This is a genomic window from Streptomyces capillispiralis (assembly GCF_007829875.1).
Lineage (GTDB): Bacteria > Actinomycetota > Actinomycetes > Streptomycetales > Streptomycetaceae > Streptomyces > Streptomyces capillispiralis.
This window is the reverse complement of sequence record NZ_VIWV01000001.1, coordinates 6,770,001-6,786,396: the sequence shown is the minus strand read 5'-3', so window position 1 is coordinate 6,786,396 and position 16,396 is coordinate 6,770,001. Positions and strand designations below refer to the sequence as shown.

12 protein-coding genes, 2 rRNA genes, 1 pseudogene and 1 riboswitch (1 of these 16 running past the window's edge) are annotated in these 16,396 nt (G+C 69.7%); of the genes and pseudogenes, 2 read left to right on the top strand and 13 right to left on the bottom strand.

Annotated features, from left to right (window positions below; all coding sequences use genetic code 11):
• The first annotated feature begins 5 nt into the window (after nucleotides 1–5).
• Nucleotides 6–1,100: an ABC transporter ATP-binding protein gene (locus FHX78_RS29740; protein ID WP_145870470.1), complete on the top strand. Its 1,095-nt coding sequence runs from the start codon at nucleotides 6–8 to the stop codon at nucleotides 1,098–1,100.
• A gap of 69 nt (nucleotides 1,101–1,169) precedes the next feature.
• Here FHX78_RS29740 and gcvP read toward each other — a convergent pair whose 3' ends face one another.
• Complete coding sequence (gene gcvP / locus FHX78_RS29735; protein ID WP_145870469.1) at nucleotides 1,170–4,055, bottom strand: aminomethyl-transferring glycine dehydrogenase; 2,886 nt, start codon at nucleotides 4,053–4,055, stop codon at nucleotides 1,170–1,172.
• Between the two features lie 173 nt (nucleotides 4,056–4,228).
• A riboswitch (glycine riboswitch) is annotated at nucleotides 4,229–4,324 on the bottom strand.
• 115 nt (nucleotides 4,325–4,439) lie between these two features.
• On the opposite strand from gcvP, the gene FHX78_RS29730 reads away from it, so the two are divergent.
• Entirely contained in the window at nucleotides 4,440–4,814 is a 375-nt protein-coding gene (locus FHX78_RS29730; protein ID WP_167531884.1) for a PRC-barrel domain-containing protein, read from the top strand.
• Here FHX78_RS29730 and FHX78_RS29725 read toward each other — a convergent pair.
• The 12 genes and pseudogenes from FHX78_RS29725 to FHX78_RS29670 form a co-directional block, all read right to left on the bottom strand.
• Nucleotides 4,733–6,216: pseudogene (locus FHX78_RS29725) on the bottom strand (DNA polymerase IV). The gene FHX78_RS29730 and the pseudogene FHX78_RS29725 overlap by 82 nt on opposite strands.
• A gap of 38 nt (nucleotides 6,217–6,254) precedes the next feature.
• Complete coding sequence (locus FHX78_RS29720) at nucleotides 6,255–6,935, bottom strand: MerR family transcriptional regulator (RefSeq protein WP_145870466.1); 681 nt, start codon at nucleotides 6,933–6,935, stop codon at nucleotides 6,255–6,257.
• A 188-nt stretch (nucleotides 6,936–7,123) separates the two neighbouring features.
• The gene (locus FHX78_RS29715) at nucleotides 7,124–7,597 is read right to left on the bottom strand and encodes a bifunctional nuclease family protein (RefSeq protein WP_030833746.1); all 474 of its coding nucleotides are present in this window, start codon (nucleotides 7,595–7,597) and stop codon (nucleotides 7,124–7,126) included.
• 84 nt (nucleotides 7,598–7,681) lie between these two features.
• Nucleotides 7,682–8,419 carry a transcriptional regulator FtsR gene (ftsR, locus tag FHX78_RS29710; protein ID WP_145870465.1) on the bottom strand — a complete coding sequence of 246 codons (738 nt, stop codon included), beginning with the start codon at nucleotides 8,417–8,419 and terminating at the stop codon, nucleotides 7,682–7,684.
• A gap of 38 nt (nucleotides 8,420–8,457) precedes the next feature.
• Nucleotides 8,458–9,393, bottom strand: coding sequence for an FHA domain-containing protein (locus FHX78_RS29705; protein ID WP_167531883.1), 936 nt, complete (start codon nucleotides 9,391–9,393; stop codon nucleotides 8,458–8,460).
• Nucleotides 9,394–9,454: 61 nt separating this feature from the next.
• Complete coding sequence (locus FHX78_RS29700; protein ID WP_167531882.1) at nucleotides 9,455–10,348, bottom strand: DUF881 domain-containing protein; 894 nt, start codon at nucleotides 10,346–10,348, stop codon at nucleotides 9,455–9,457.
• 5 nt (nucleotides 10,349–10,353) lie between these two features.
• Entirely contained in the window at nucleotides 10,354–10,686 is a 333-nt protein-coding gene (locus FHX78_RS29695) for a small basic family protein (protein ID WP_003988855.1), read from the bottom strand.
• Entirely contained in the window at nucleotides 10,683–11,519 is an 837-nt protein-coding gene (locus FHX78_RS29690) for a DUF881 domain-containing protein (RefSeq protein WP_167532002.1), read from the bottom strand. Before FHX78_RS29690 ends, FHX78_RS29695 begins: the two co-directional genes overlap by 4 nt.
• A gap of 167 nt (nucleotides 11,520–11,686) precedes the next feature.
• Entirely contained in the window at nucleotides 11,687–14,182 is a 2,496-nt protein-coding gene (locus FHX78_RS29685) for a mannose-1-phosphate guanyltransferase (protein WP_145870462.1), read from the bottom strand.
• Between the two features lie 115 nt (nucleotides 14,183–14,297).
• The gene (gene clsA / locus FHX78_RS29680) at nucleotides 14,298–14,906 is read right to left on the bottom strand and encodes a cardiolipin synthase ClsA (RefSeq protein ID WP_145870461.1); all 609 of its coding nucleotides are present in this window, start codon (nucleotides 14,904–14,906) and stop codon (nucleotides 14,298–14,300) included.
• A 109-nt stretch (nucleotides 14,907–15,015) separates the two neighbouring features.
• Nucleotides 15,016–15,132 (bottom strand): 5S ribosomal RNA (gene rrf / locus FHX78_RS29675).
• A gap of 84 nt (nucleotides 15,133–15,216) precedes the next feature.
• A 23S ribosomal RNA gene (locus FHX78_RS29670) occupies nucleotides 15,217–16,396 on the bottom strand (it continues 1,940 nt past the right edge of the window).

The window sequence follows — 16,396 nt, the reverse complement described above, 5'->3', positions numbered from 1 at the left end:
CGCCCATGCCCGAAGCCGTGCCACCGCGTCCCGGGAAGGGGCCCGTGCCGGAGCCCGGTGCCGAGGGCCTGGACGCGCGACTCGTCGTGGACCGCGGCTCGTTCCGCCTGGACATCGCGCTGACCGCGGCGCCGGGCGACGTCGTCGCCCTGCTCGGCCCGAACGGCGCCGGCAAGACCACCGCCCTGCGCGCCCTCGCGGGCCTCGCCCCCCTCACCGCCGGGCATCTGCGGCTGGACGGCGCGGACCTGCGCCGCAGGCCCCCCGAGTCGCGCCCGGTGGGGGTGGTCTTCCAGGACTACCTGCTGTTCCCGCACCTCACCGCGCTCGACAACGTGGCCTTCGGACCGCGCTGCCGGGGCGCGGGCAAGGCTCAGGCGCGGGCCCAGGCCGCCGCCTGGCTGGAGCGCATGGGGCTGGCCGAGCACGCGGGGGCGAAACCCCGCCGTCTGTCGGGCGGGCAGGCCCAGCGCGTGGCGCTCGCCCGCGCTCTGGCCACCCGCCCCCGGCTGCTGCTCCTGGACGAACCGCTCGCGGCCCTGGACGCCCGCACCCGTCTGGAGGTGCGCGCCGGGCTCCGCCGTCATCTGGCCGCCTTCGAGGCCGTCGCCGTCCTGGTCACGCACGACCCGCTGGACGCCATGGTGCTGGCCGACCGCCTGGTGGTGGTGGAGCACGGCCGGATCGTGCAGGAGGGCACCCCCTCCGACATCGCCCGCCACCCGCGCACCGAGTACGTCGCCCAGCTGGTCGGCCTCAACCTGTACCGCGGGCACGCCGACGGCCACACCGTCCGCCTCGACGCGGGCCCCTCCGTGAGCACCACGGAGGACCTCACCGGCCCGGCCTTCGTGGCGTTCCCGCCCGGCGCCGTCACCCTGTACCGGGACCGGCCCACCGGCTCCAGCGCCCGCAACCTCTGGCAGTGCGCGGTCGCCGGGCTGGAGACCCACGGCGACCAGATCCGCGCGGAGCTGACCGGCGAGCTGGCGCTGACGGCCGACCTGACCGCGGTCGCCGCGGCCGAACTCGATCTGCACCCGGGCGCACCCGTCTGGGCGGCGGTGAAGGCGACCCAGACGCACGCGTACCCGGCGTGACGGGAACGGCGGAGGGCCCCGCCCCGGCCGTGTGGCCGGGGCGGGGCCCTCTTACTCGATCGCGCCGGATCAGTCCTCGTAGGCGTCCAGCGGCGGGCAGGAGCAGACCAGGTTCCGGTCGCCGAACGCCTGGTCGATGCGGCGCACCGGCGGCCAGTACTTGTCGGCGGCGTTCACCCCGGCCGGGAACACGGCCTCCTCGCGGTCGTACGCGTGCTCCCAGTCGCCGCCGAGCGCGGCGGCGGTGTGCGGGGCGTGGCGCAGCGGGTTGTCGTCCGCGGGCCACTCGCCGGAGCCGACCTTCTCGATCTCCGCGCGGATCGCGATCATCGCCTCGCAGAAGCGGTCGATCTCGGTCAGGTCCTCGGACTCGGTGGGCTCGATCATCAGCGTGCCGGCCACCGGGAACGACATCGTCGGCGCGTGGAAGCCGTAGTCGATCAGCCGCTTGGCCACGTCGTCGACGCTGACGCCGGTGGCCTTGGTCAGCGGGCGCAGGTCGATGATGCACTCGTGCGCGACGAGGCCGCCGGGACCGGTGTAGAGCACCGGGTAGTGCGGCTCCAGGCGCTTGGCGATGTAGTTGGCGCTGAGCACCGCGACCTGGGTGGCCCGCTTCAGGCCCTCGCCGCCCATGAGCCGGACGTACGCCCACGAGATCGGCAGGATGCCCGCCGAACCCCACGGGGCCGCCGAGATCGGGCCGACGCCCGTCTCCGGGCCCGCCTCGGGCTGGAGCGGGTGGTTCGGCAGGTACGGGGCGAGGTGCGCGCGCACGCCGACCGGGCCGACGCCGGGGCCGCCGCCGCCGTGCGGGATGCAGAAGGTCTTGTGCAGGTTCAGGTGCGAGACGTCGCCCCCGAAGTGGCCGGGCTTGGCCAGGCCCACCAGCGCGTTGAGGTTGGCGCCGTCGACGTACACCTGCCCGCCGGCCTCGTGCACCTCGGCGCAGATGTCGGCGACGTGCTCCTCGAACACACCGTGCGTGGACGGGTAGGTGATCATCAGCACGGACAGCTCGTCGCGGTACTGCCCGATCTTCGCCCGCAGGTCCGCGACGTCGATCTCACCGTCGTCGGACGTCCTGACGACGACGACCTTCATGCCCGCCATCACGGCGCTGGCGGCGTTGGTGCCGTGCGCGGAGGACGGGATCAGGCAGACGGTGCGCTGCTCGTCGCCGTTGGCGCGGTGGTAGCCGCGTACGGCGAGCAGGCCGGCCAGCTCGCCCTGGGAGCCGGCGTTGGGCTGGAGGGAGACCTTGTCGTAGCCGGTGACCTCGGCGAGACGTTCCTCCAGCTCGTGGATGAGCGTGAGGTAGCCCCGCGCCTGCTCGGCCGGCGCGAAGGGGTGCAGCTGCCCGAACTCGGGCCAGGTGACCGGCTCCATCTCGGTGGTGGCGTTGAGCTTCATGGTGCAGGAGCCCAGCGGGATCATGCCGCGGTCCAGCGCGTAGTCGCGGTCGGCGAGGCGGCGCAGGTAGCGCAGCATCGCCGTCTCGGAGCGGTGCTGCTGGAAGACGGGGTGCGTCAGGTACTCGTCGTCGCGCAGTAGCCCGTCCGGCAGGGTGTCCCGCGCGGCCGCGTCCAGGGCCTCGACGTCGCCCTCGACGCCGAAGGCGTTCCACACGGCGGTCAGCCGGTCCCTGGTGGTGGTCTCGTCGCAGGCGATCGAGACGTGGTCGGCGTCGACGAGGCGCAGGTTGACGCCGTTGTCGCGCGCGGCGGCGACGACCTCGGCGGCCCGGCCCGCGACGCGCACGGTCAGCGTGTCGAAGTAGGAGCCGTGCACGATCTCGGCGCCGCCGGCCCGCAGCCCCTCGGCGAGGACCGTGGCGTACCGGTGGGTGCGCCGCGCGATGATCCGCAGCCCCTCCGGGCCGTGGTAGACGGCGTACATCCCGGCCATGACGGCGAGCAGCACCTGGGCGGTGCAGATGTTGCTGGTGGCCTTCTCGCGGCGGATGTGCTGCTCACGCGTCTGGAGCGCGAGGCGGTAGGCCTTGTGGCCGTCCGCGTCGACGGAGACGCCGACGAGCCGCCCGGGCAGGCTGCGCGCCATCTTCTCCTGTACGGCCATGTAGCCGGCGTGCGGTCCGCCGAAGCCCATCGGGACACCGAAGCGCTGGGTGGTGCCGACCGCGATGTCCGCGCCCAGCTCACCGGGCGACTTCAGCAGCGTGAGGGCGAGCAGGTCGGCGGCGACGGTGACGAGCGCGCCGAGCTTGTGCGCCTGGTCGATCACCGGCTTGATGTCGCGGACGGCACCGGAGGCGCCCGGGTACTGGATGAGCACGCCGTTGATCTCGCGCCCGGCGAGCTCGGCGGGGATGCCCTCGCTCAGGTCGGCGACGACGACCTCGACACCGGTCGGCTCGGCGCGGGTCTCGATCACGGCGATGGTCTGCGGCAGGGCGTCCGCGTCGACCAGGAACAGGCCCTTCTTGTTCTTGCCCATGCGCCGCATCAGCGCCATCGCCTCGGCGGCGGCGGTGCCCTCGTCGAGCAGGGAGGCACCGGAGGTCGGCAGGCCGGTGAGTTCGGCGACCACGGTCTGGAAGTTCAGCAGCGCCTCGAGCCGCCCCTGGGAGATCTCCGGCTGGTACGGCGTGTACGCCGTGTACCAGGCGGGGTTCTCCATCACGTTGCGCAGGATCACGGGCGGGGTGAAGGTCCCGTAGTACCCGAGCCCGATCATGCAGCCGAGCACCTCGTTGCGGTCGGCCAGCGAGCGCAACTCGGCCAGGACCTCGGCCTCGCTCCGCGCACCCGGCAGGTCCAGGGCGTCGGCGTTCTTGATCACGTCCGGCACGGCGGCGGCCGTCAGCTCGTCGAGCGAGCCGTAGCCGACCTGGGCGAGCATCTTGGCCCGCGCCTCGTGGTTGGGGCCGATGTGGCGCTGCTCGAAGGGGATGCCCTGTTCGAGTTCGGAGAGCGGAGTGCGAGGGGCGGTCATTGCGGAGGCCTCCTGGTCTGACGACCTTCGAGGGGCACCACGGCGCGGGTGCCCGGACGGCCTCCCCCTCTGTCATCTCAACCTGAGAGCTTCACCGGACGCCCCAGGGCACCCGGCTTTCACCGTCGGTGAGAGCGGAAGCCGTCGACACCCGCCCTGCTTTCCAGAGTGACCTCGTCCGTGCGGTACGTGTGCCTGAGAGATTCCGGGGAGGATTTGCTCCTTCGGCGCCCCCGATGGTGTCCGGAGGGCTCTCCCGCACGGGGTCAGCAGCCGTTTGCCAGCCTACCAGCGAGCACAGCGGCGGAACTTTCGAGTGGCCGCTCCGCCGATTGTGCCGTTCTGTAGTGCTTACGGATGGATTGTGCGACCAGTGGAGGGCCCGTGCAGACCGACATCGATCCGCGCCACCTGATCGGCCGCAAGGCGTTCGACCGCAACGGAACCCGGATCGGCACGATCGACGAGGTCTATCTCGACGACGCCACCGGCGTCCCGGAGTGGGCGGCGATACGCACCGGGCTGTTCAGCAGGGACGCCTTCGTCCCCCTGGAGCCCAGCGAGCTGATCGACGGCGCCCTCCACGTCCCCTTCGAACGCGCCCTGATCAAGGACGCCCCCGACTTCGGCGTGGGCCGTCATCTCTCCCCCGAACAGGAACTCCAGCTCTACCACCACTACGGCCTGGACATCGCCGCCCCTCCCCCGCTGCCGGACCACTCCTTCGGCAAACTGGCGGGCCGGGACGAAACGGCCTGATCCGCTCGCCCCCCGCTTCCGGTCACCCGCCCGCGCCCCCGGCGCCCCCGTCCTCCGCCGCATCGGGTCTTCGGCGGACCAGCGGAAGCGGTTCTGCGGGCTCCAGGGCCGGATCGTCGGTTCGGAAGGTCTTCACCCGGCCGGGCTGCGAGTCGGGGGTCTCGAAGCGCACCGTGACCCGGCCCAGCCCGCTGCCCTGCACCCACCCGTGCCCGTACTCGGTGTGCCGCACGTCGTGTCCCGCCGGCCATCGCCGCTCCGCGGGCGCCTGCCGCTCCGGCACGGGCGCGGTCTCGGGCTCCTCGTCGCCCGGTCCGTCCTCGCGCGCACCCGCCGCCTGCGCGAACAGGTCCTCCTGCGTGTAGTCGGCCAGTCCGCTGACCCCCACGCCCAGCAGCCGCACCCCGCCCGTCGTGTCGACCGAGTCCAGCAGCCGCGCCGCGGCCTCCCGCACCACCGCCGGATCGTCCGTGGGCCCGCGCAGCGTCTCCGACCGGGTGAGTGTCGAGAAGTCGTAGCGCCGCACCTTCAGCACGATGGTGCGCCCGGACAGCCCCGCCCCCCGCAGCCTGCTCACACACCGGTCCGCGAGCCGCCGCACCTCGGTCCCGACCCGCACCCGGTCGTGGATGTCCACGTCATAGGTGTCCTCGACCGACACCGACTTCGTCTCCCGCTCGGCCACCACGGCCCGCTCGTCCCGCGCCAGCGCCATCGCGTACAGCGCGTGCCCGTGGGCCTTGCCCAGCAGCCGTACGAGCTCGTCCTCGCCGGCCTCGGCGAGTTCGTCGACGGTGTGGATGCCCGCCCGCCGCAGGTGGTCGCCGGTCGCCGGGCCCACGCCCGGCAGCGTCCGCACCGACAGCGGCCCCAGCAGGGCGCGCTCGGTGCCCGGCTCGATCAGCACCAGCCCGTCCGGCTTCGCCCGCTCCGAGGCGATCTTCGCCAGCATCTTGGAGGCCGCGAGTCCCACCGAGCCGGTGAGCCCCGTGACCGCCCGTATGTCGGCCCGCAGCCTCGCCCCGGCCAGGCGCGCCGACCGCTCGTCCCAGGCCGTGCCGCCCGCCTCCAGGTCCACGAACGCCTCATCGAGGCTGAGCGGCTCCACCAGGGGCGACAGGTCCCGCAGCAGCCCCATCACCTGTTCGCTGATCGACCGGTAGAGGGCGAACCGCGGCACCAGGTACGCGGCGTTCGGCGCGAGCCGGCGGGCCTGCGCCATGGGCATCGCCGAGTGGACGCCGAAGACCCGGGCCTCGTAGGAGGCGGTGGCGACCACACCGCGCGGCCCGAGCCCGCCCACCACGACGGCCTTCCCGCGCAGGCTCGGCTTGGACGCCTGCTCCACCGAGGCGAAGAAGGCGTCCATGTCGAGATGCAGGATCGTGGGCGCGGATCTCACATGTCCGATGCTGCCCTACGCCACTGACAGTGCCGTGCTCAGACGGCCTTGTTCCGCCGCCGCGCCAGCTCGTCCATCGGGTTGTGGCCGACCAGGGTCTCGCCGGTGTCGACGCGCTCCCCGTGCAGCTGCGACAGCGCGCTCTCGACGTCCCGCCAGACCACGCCGACGGCGATCCCGAAGACGCCCTGGCCCCCTTGCAGCAGGGCGTGCACCTCGTCGGGCGAGCTGCACTCGTAGACCGTGGCCCCGTCGCTCATCAGCGTCATGCGCTCCAGGTCGCTGAAGCCGCTCTCCCGCAGGTGCCGTACGGCGGTGCGGATGTTCTGCAGGGACACACCCGTGTCGAGGAACCGCTTGACGATCTTGAGGACGACGACGTCGCGGAAGCTGTAGAGCCGCTGCGTCCCCGATCCGTGGGCCGGCCGCACGCTCGGCTCGACCAGCCCCGTACGGGCCCAGTAGTCGAGCTGCCGGTAGGTGATACCGGCAGCGGCACAGGCCGTGGGGCCCCTGTAGCCGATCTCCTCGGACGCCATGGACGTCGCCCCTCCACTCGGCACGGCCGTCGGTCGCTGCTGAGCGTGTTCGACGGCGCCGCCGTGCGCGGGATACCCCCCGGCCGAGGGGAACCGAGAGCTCTGGGGAGGGTACGGCCCGCTCGCCCCGACACCGCGGGTGGGGGCACCCCCAGCCGTACCGTCGCCGCTGCTTCTCACGCCGACCTCCGTCCTTGACCTGCCTCCTCGACGGTAGGCAGTCACCAAGGGTGCGTCAACGATCGCCACACTCGGCACGCCGAGTGATAATCACCCTAAGAGTGGTTTCCCGTACCCCACCGTGGGGAAAGGCTAGCCGAATGCCCTCGGCGCGAGCCCCGGCGGCCGGCCGCGGCGGCGGCCACCGGTCACTGGTTGCTGCTCCCGAAGTCCTCCGGCGAGATCTGGTCGAGGAACTCGCGGAACTTCTCCACCTCGTCCTCCTGCTCGTCCGGAATGGCGATCCCCGCGTCGTCGAGCACCGTGTCGCTGCCGTAGATCGGCGTGCCCGTGCGCAGCGCGAGCGCTATGGCGTCGGAGGGGCGGGCGCTCACCTCCACCCCGCTGGCGAAGACCAGCTCGGCGTAGAAGACACCCTCGCGCAGATCGGTGATGCGCACTTCCGTGAGCTCCTGGCCGACGGCTTCCAGCACGTCCTTGAACAGGTCGTGGGTCAGCGGCCGTGCGGGTGCCATGCCCTGCTGGGCGAAGGCGATCGCCGTCGCCTCGCCCGGTCCGATCCAGATGGGGAGGTAGCGGTCGCCGCCCACCTCACGCAACAGCACGATCGGCTGGTTGGAGGGCATCTCGACCCGGACACCTACGACATCGAGCTCGTTCACACAGCAACCCTAGGCCGTGCTCGGGATGTTTGGGTAGTCGGGCAGGGAACGGGTGACCGATCCGGCCCCGCCCGGACCCGCCGCTCAGGGCAGCCGTACACCCAGCGCCGCCTGCACCAGGGCGGCGTGCAGCTTCACCGTGAGCGCCGCCAGCTCCTTCGTACGGGCCTCGGCGTGCGCCCTCGTCTGCGGGTTCCGGTGGCGCTTCAGTGGGGCGACGACCTGGTCCACCAGACCGGCCTCCCGGTCGGCGGCGGCCTTCATCGCCCTCAGGTGACGCGGTTCGATCCCGGACCGCCCCAGCTCCGTGATCAGGGCGGCGACGGTGACCGCCTCGGCGTCGTACACCCCGTCCTCGACCGGCGTGAGCAGCCCGTAGGACTCCCACTCGGCGAGCGTCCGTTCGTCGACGCCGGCCGCCGCCAGCAGGCGACCGCGCCCGATGCGGGCCGCCGAGGGCACGTCGGAGGCCGGCTCCCGGCCGTCCTCCCCGTCCCCCGGACGGCCGAGCGCCGGCAGCGGAACGGCCTCGCCTCGCTCCATGGCCGCCAGGTGCTCACGGATGACCTTGAGCGGCAGGTAGTGGTCCCGCTGCATCCTCAGGACGTGCCCGAGACGCTCGACGTCCCCGGCACTGAACTTGCGGTACCCCGAGGGGGTCCGCCGCGGCTCGATAAGCCCTTCCGACTCCAGGAAACGGATCTTGGAGATGGTGACCTCGGGGAACTCCTCGCGCAGCACGCCCAGCACCGCGCCGATGCTCATCAGTCCGGTGTCAGCGGCGGCGCCGTGACCGGCACCGCCGCCCGGTGTCTGCAGCATGGACCTTCCCTGGGGTCCCCGGACGCGGTCCGGAGGAGTCAGTAGCCCCGCTGGCTCGCGTAGAAGACCAGCCGGTACTTGCCGATCTGCACCTCGTCACCGTTGGACAGGGCGACCTGGTCGATCCGCTCGCGGTTGACGTACGTGCCGTTCAGGCTGCCGACGTCGGCCACCGTGAACGAGCCGTCCGGACTGCGGCGGAACTCCACGTGTCGGCGGGAGACCGTCACGTCGTCCAGGAAGATGTCGCTCTGCGGGTGACGCCCGGCCGTGGTCAGGTCACCGTCCAGCAGGAAGCGGCTGCCCGAGTTCGGCCCGCGGCGGACGACCAGCAGCGCGGAGCCCATCGGCAGCGCGTCGACGGCCGCCTGCGCCTCCGGGGAGAGCATCGGCACCTGCGTCTGACCGGTGGCCTCGGCGTCGTAGGCCTCGAGACCGGAGATCGAGATCGTGGACGTCGTCTCCGAGGGGCGCTCCGGAGCCACTCCGGGCCTCAGGGGCGCGCCGCAGTTGGAGCAGAAGCGGCTGTTCTCCGCGTTGCGGTTGCCGCACCTCGAGCACACCAGGGCCGACATGGACGGATCCTCCTGCTGCGACTGCCCGCCGGGGGCATGGGACGCGTACGGGTCGGAGAACCCACCCGCACCTGAGGCCGAAGGCTGCCCGAAACCTATGCCGCCCGACTGCGCGGGGTCGGCGGACGGCGCGCCCTGGCCACCGGCGACCTGGTCCCGGAACAGCGGACGCTGACCTTCCGCATCAGGCTGTGCGCGGTGACGAGCGGTCGCGTTGTCGCTGCCCTCTCGCCGCGCGCTCTTGCCGAACAACTTCGCAAACAACTTCACGGGCGATTCCCCTTGACCGAAACAGACCCGCCCGTGGGGCAGGACGAACCCTGACTGAACACATTGGCCGACCCGGACATCTTCACAACGTCCGCCTCCGCCAGACAGTTTCCACCACGCACCACCCAATCGGTGCGCCGACCCCCCGCAACCTCATGCCCTCGCCGGACGCCCCCCATGCACCCCCGGTTCACTGGGAGGACGACCGAGCGTAGTCAGGCCGCTTCGCCGCCCGCAAGGCATCCACAACGATCTTGGTCGACCGCTCCACGGTAACGGTGGCCTGTTCCTTCTCGAGAGTCTGCACCACGCCTCCGGGGATGTTGAGCGCCGGCTCGAGGTCCTGCGGCTTGCCGATGACCTTGAAACGATAGGGCGCGTTGATCTTGTTCCCGTCCACGCCGACACCGTTCCCCGAATCCGTCAGGTAGGTGCTCGCCACCACGCGCACGCCGTTGACCTGAATCGCCTCGGCACCGGCCGCGCGCAGCTCCTGGACGGCGTCGAGCAGCATGTCCGCCTCCACCGTCCCCTTCGTGTCCTCGATGGTCATCGTGATCCCGGGCCCCTCCGCGGCCACCGTGCCTGCCAGGACGCCGAGTTGCCGTTCCTTCTCGATCGTCTGCTTCCGGGCCTCCTCGGCCTGGTCGGAGCTGTTCTCCAGCTCGTCGCGCTGCTTCTCGAGACCCTGCTTCTCGTCCTCTAGACGCTCTGTGCGGTCGTCGAGTTCATCGAGGATCCGCACAAGATCTTCCTGACGTGCCCCGCGCAGCGCGGTGTCGCTGTCGCTGTTCGAGGCCACCTGGACGGCGAGACCGAAGCCGAGGCCGAACAGCAGCAGCGCGACGATGAGCTGGGCCCGGGTCACCCGCGGCGGCCACAGCCCCGCAGCCAGCCGCTGACGCCCCGTGGGACCGGAGACGGGCCGATCTTGCGGAACACCCTCTTCCGCAGGCGCTGAGGGCCGCACAGGGACCTCTGCGGGCAACTCCTTGCGCAGCCCCGCCGCGGGCGGTGCCTCGGAGGCGGGCCCGGTCCGCGACACCGCCGGGCGCGCCGTCTCGTCCTGCTCTCGCTCGCTCATCGGCCTCACGCCCGGAACACGTGCCGACGGATCGCCGCGGCGTTGGAGAAGATGCGGATGCCGAGGACGACCACGACGCCCGTGGACAGCTGGGCGCCCACGCCGAGCTTGTCGCCGAGGAACACGATCAGCGCGGCGACGACGACGTTGGACAGGAACGACACCACGAACACCTTGTCGTCGAAGATGCCGTCGAGCATGGCCCGCAGTCCCCCGAAGACCGCGTCGAGCGCCGCGACGACGGCGATCGGCAGATAAGGCTCGACGACCGCCGGAACCTCGGGCCGGACCAACAGTCCGGCCACGACTCCCACGACGAGGCCCAGTACGGCGATCACGATGTGCCCTTCTCGGTTATCGGTTGTGCGGTACGTACGATCACACTCGGTGCTGCGGGCAGCCGGACGTCGTCCTCCGCGGAGATGGCCGTGCGGATGCCGTAGTTCTCCTGGAGGGCGTGCAGATACAGTCCGTCGGCGCTGTTCTGGAACCGGTCGCTCAGCCGCCCGCCGTCCCCCACCGCGAGCACCGTGTACGGCGGCACCAGCGGCCTGTTGTCGACCAGTATCGCGTCTCCGGCGGCCCTGATCGCCGACAGGGCGGTCAGCCGCTGCCCGTTGATCGAGACGGCCTCGGCACCGGACTCCCACAGGCCGTTGACCACCCGCTGCATGTCCCGGTCGCGGACCCGACCGGTGTCGGAGAACCCGGAGGTCGACCGCGGGTCCCCGTCACCGCCGGCGCTCGTGTCCTTGGCGTCGTCCACCACGAGCCGGACACCGGGTCCGTGCACCGCGACGGCGCCCGACAGGATGCCCACCAGCGCGGAGCCGTCGCCTCCGCCACTGTCCCGGAGCGCCTCGCGCTGCCGGGCGCTCACATCGGCGCGCAGCTCGTCGACACTGTCCTCGAGCTCGTCCGCCGCGTCGGTCTCCTGATCGATGCGGTCGATCAGCTCCTCGCGCTCCTTGGCGACCACGGGCGCCGCGACCCGGGCCTGCGCGGCACCGACGGTCACGATCAGGGCGGCGAGCACCAGGCCGAGGGCGAGACCGAGCTTCGCCCTGAGGGTCTTCGGCATGCCGCCCTCGCCGTCGGCCTTCTTCCGCGCGGCGGCCTCGGCGTACCCGTCATCGAGGCTGTGGTCCATGACGTTGGTGAGCAACGACATGGAGGCGTCCGGACGCGCGGGCCGCGCGGGTGTGCTCCGAACGGGGGGTTGCTTCGGCATGCCGCACATCGTCGCACGCCGCGGCCACTACCTCCGAACGGACCTACCGGCGTGCCGGACAGGCCCCGTTGGGGGCACTTGTCCGGCACGCCCACGTACCGCTCGATCTACCGTCCCGCGCTGTCCACGACCGCCGCCCACTCGTCGAGCAGCGCCTGCGCGGAGGCGTCGTCGGGCCCCTCGGCCCACAGATGGGTGACCGCCTCGGCCGGGTCGGGCAGCACCATCACCCAGCGGCCGTCGGTCTCCACCACGCGCACGCCGTCGGTGGTGTCCACGAAGCGGTCTCCGGCCGCCTCGACGACCCGCCGCATCACCAGGCCCTTGACGGCCCACGGGGTCGCCAGGTCGCGCTTGAGCACGTGCGCCCGCGGGATGCGCGCGTCGATCTGGCTGAGCGTGAGCTGGGTGCGCGCCACCAGCCCGATGAGCCGCACGAAGGCCGCGGTGCCGTCGTAGACACTGCTGAACTCCGGGACGATGAAGCCGCCCTTGCCGTCCCCGCCGAAGATCGTCCCTTCCTCGCCGCCCACGCGCGTCAGGTCGTCGGGCGAGGTGGTCGTCCACTCGACCTGGGTGCCGTGGTACGCGGCCACCTGCTCGGCGATCCTGGTGGTGGTCACCGGGAGCGCGACCCGGCCGCTGCGCCGCTCGGAGGCGATGAGGTCGAGCATGACGAGCAGGGCCCGGTCGTCCTCGATGATCCGCCCCTTCTCGTCGACCAGGGACAGCCGCTCACCGACGGGGTCGAACCGCACACCGAACGCGGCGCCGGAGGACGCCACGATCTCCCCGAGCCGGACCAGCCCCGAGCGCCGCATGTCGGCCGTCTCGGTGGGCCTGGACTCGTCGAGGCCGGGGTTGATCGTCAGGGAGTCGACGCCCAGCTTGCCGAGCAGGCTGGGCAGCACCAGGCCGGCGCTGCCGTTCGACGCGTCCACGACCACCTTGAGCCCGGACTCCGCGATACCGGTGGTGTCGACGTTGCGCAACAGCGATCCGGTGTACGAGTCGAAGACGCTGGCCGGGAAGTGCAGGTCGCCGATCTCGCCGGGGAACGCGCGCCGGTACTCCTGGCGCGCGAACACCCGGTCGAGCTTGCGCTGGCTGCCCTGCGAGAGGTCGGCTCCCTGCCCGTCGAAGAACATGATGTCGACGGAGTCCGGCACGCCGGGTGTGGTCCGGATCATGATGCCGCCCGCACTGCCCCGCGCGGTCTGCTGCCGCGCCACGGGCAGCGGCACGTTCTCCAGGTCCCGTACGTCGATGGCGCTGGCCTGCAGCGCGGAGATGACCGCCCGCTTCAGCGCCCGGGCTCCACGGGAGTGGTCGCGCGCCGTGGTGACGGTCGAGCCCTTCTTCAAGGTCGTCGCGTAGGCACCGGCCAGCCGCACCGCGAGTTCCGGCGTTATCTCGACGTTGAGGATGCCGGACACGCCCCGGGCCCCGAAGAGATGCGCCTGGCCCCTGGACTCCCAGATGACCGAGGTGTTGACGAACGCGCCGGCCTCGATGGTCTTGAACGGGTAGACCCGGACGTTGCCCTGGACGATCGATTCTTCACCGATCAGGCACTCGTCGCCGATGACGGCGCCGTCCTCGATCCGTGCCGCGCGCATGATGTCGGTGTTCTTGCCGACGACACAGCCGCGCAGATTGCTGTGCGGTCCGACGTACACGTTGTCGTGGACGACGGCCTTGTGCAGGAAGGCGCCGCTCTTCACGACGACGTTGGAGCCGACGACCGTGTGTTCACGGATCTCCGCGCCGGCCTCGACCTTGGCGTAGTCGCCGATGTAGAGCGGTCCACGGAGCTCCGCGTCGGGGTGCACCTCGGCTCCCTCGGCGACCCACACGCCCGGGGAGATCTCGAAGCCGTCGATGTCGACGTCGACCTTGCCCTCCAGGACGTCGGCCTGCGCCTTCACATAGCTCTCGTGGGTGCCCACGTCCTCCCAGTAGCCCTCGGCGACGTAGCCGTAGACGGGCTTGCCTTCCTTCATCAGCTGCGGGAAGACGTCACCGGACCAGTCGACGGGCACATCCGGGTCGACGTAGTCGAAGACCTCGGGCTCCATGACGTAGATGCCGGTGTTCACCGTGTCGGAGAAGACCTGCCCCCAGGTCGGCTTCTCGAGGAAGCGCTCGACCTTGCCCTCTTCGTCCACGATGGTGATGCCGAATTCCAGCGGATTGGGGACGCGGGTCAGGCAGACCGTGACCAGGGCGCCCTTTTCCTTGTGGAAATTGATCAGCTCGGTGAGGTCGAAGTCGGTCAGGGCATCGCCGGAGATGACGAGGAAGGCATCGTCCTTCAGTGCCTCCTCGGCGTTCTTGACACTCCCGGCGGTACCGAGTGGCTTCTCCTCGTTGGCATAGGTGAGCTCCATTCCGAGCTCTTCGCCGTCACCGAAGTAATTCTTGACGAGCGACGCAAGGAACTGGACAGTCACAACGGTTTCGTTGAGCCCATGCCTTTTGAGCAGCCGCAGAACGTGCTCCATGATCGGCCGATTGGCCACCGGCAGGAGCGGCTTGGGCATGCTTGAGGTCATGGGGCGAAGGCGGGTGCCTTCGCCTCCGGCCATCACGACGGCCTTCATGTCGGAAGCGTCCTCCTCGAAGAGACGACGGTCCAGCCGACCGCACCCGCCGGGGTGGTCCCGCACTTTTCAGCTGCGGGCCGGCGCGCCGCTCTGCGCGCGTCAATCAGCGAGTTCAATCGGCCAAGGCGTCCGCACGAACCAGACGGCGGACTTGGACCACGTAAAGCACTCCTGCCCACCAATACAGGGTTGTACCCCATCCTGCGAACGCCCAGCCGAAAATAGCAGCGAGTGACGAGATCCAGCCAGTTCCGTCACTGAGCAGGAGCAGTGGGAAGGCATACATCAGGTTGAAGGTGGCGGCCTTCCCCAGGAAGTTCACCTGCGGCGGCGGATAGCCGTGCCGCCTGAGGATGCCCACCATCACGAGCAGGACCAGCTCACGGGCCAGCAGTACGGCGGTCAGCCACAGCGGCAGGATCTCGCGCCAGGTGAGGCCCACCAGGGTCGAGAGGATGTAGAGCCGGTCGGCCGCGGGGTCGAGCAGCCGGCCGAGGCTGCTGATCTGGTTCCACCGTCGCGCGAGCTTGCCGTCCAGGTAGTCGCTGACGCCGCTGAAAGCCAGCACCAGGAGCGCCCAGCCGTCACTCTTCGGGCCACCGAACTCCGGCCTGAGGATCAGCCACAGGAACAGGGGTACGCCAACGAGCCGCGCCATGCTGAGCATGTTCGGGATGGTGAGGACGCGGTCTGTCTGGACCCGCGTCTCCTGGACCTCCACCCGGGATCCTCCTGTGGGAAACGTGTCGACGATGCCCCCCGACCCTACCTCAACGCAAAAAAGCTCTGGCCCTCGGGCTGTATGCCCAAGAGCCAGAGCTCTAAAAGGAGTTCGGCGGCGTCCTACTCTCCCACAGGGTCCCCCCTGCAGTACCATCGGCGCTGTAAGGCTTAGCTTCCGGGTTCGGAATGTAACCGGGCGTTTCCCCTACGCTATGACCACCGAAACACTATGAAACAATCAACCGCACCACGCTGTGGACGTGGGGTTGTTCGTGGTTTCAGAACCAACACAGTGGACGCGAGCAACTGAGGACAAGCCCTCGGCCTATTAGTACCGGTCAACTCCACACGTTACCGTGCTTCCATATCCGGCCTATCAACCCAGTCGTCTACTGGGAGCCTTACCCTCTCTAGGAGGTGGGAGCCCTCATCTCGAAGCAGGCTTCCCGCTTAGATGCTTTCAGCGGTTATCCCTCCCGAACGTAGCCAACCAGCCATGCCCTTGGCAGAACAACTGGCACACCAGAGGTTCGTCCGTCCCGGTCCTCTCGTACTAGGGACAGCCCTTCTCAAGACTCCTACGCGCACAGCGGATAGGGACCGAACTGTCTCACGACGTTCTAAACCCAGCTCGCGTACCGCTTTAATGGGCGAACAGCCCAACCCTTGGGACCGACTCCAGCCCCAGGATGCGACGAGCCGACATCGAGGTGCCAAACCATCCCGTCGATATGGACTCTTGGGGAAGATCAGCCTGTTATCCCCGGGGTACCTTTTATCCGTTGAGCGACGGCGCTTCCACAAGCCACCGCCGGATCACTAGTCCCGACTTTCGTCCCTGCTCGACCCGTCGGTCTCACAGTCAAGCTCCCTTGTGCACTTACACTCAACACCTGATTGCCAACCAGGCTGAGGGAACCTTTGGGCGCCTCCGTTACCCTTTAGGAGGCAACCGCCCCAGTTAAACTACCCATCAGACACTGTCCCTGATCCGGATCACGGACCCAGGTTAGACATCCAGCACGACCAGACTGGTATTTCAACGACGACTCCACAACCACTGGCGTGGCCGCTTCAAAGTCTCCCAGCTATCCTACACAAGCCGAACCGAACACCAATATCAAACTGTAGTAAAGGTCCCGGGGTCTTTCCGTCCTGCTGCGCGAAACGAGCATCTTTACTCGTAGTGCAATTTCACCGGGCCTATGGTTGAGACAGTCGAGAAGTCGTTACGCCATTCGTGCAGGTCGGAACTTACCCGACAAGGAATTTCGCTACCTTAGGATGGTTATAGTTACCACCGCCGTTTACTGGCGCTTAAGTTCTCAGCTTCGCCCGGACGAATCCAAGCTAACCGGTCCCCTTAACGTTCCAGCACCGGGCAGGCGTCAGTCCGTATACATCGCCTTACGGCTTCGCACGGACCTGTGTTTTTAGTAAACAGTCGCTTCTCGCTGGTCTCTGCGGCCACCCCCAGCTCAAGCAGCA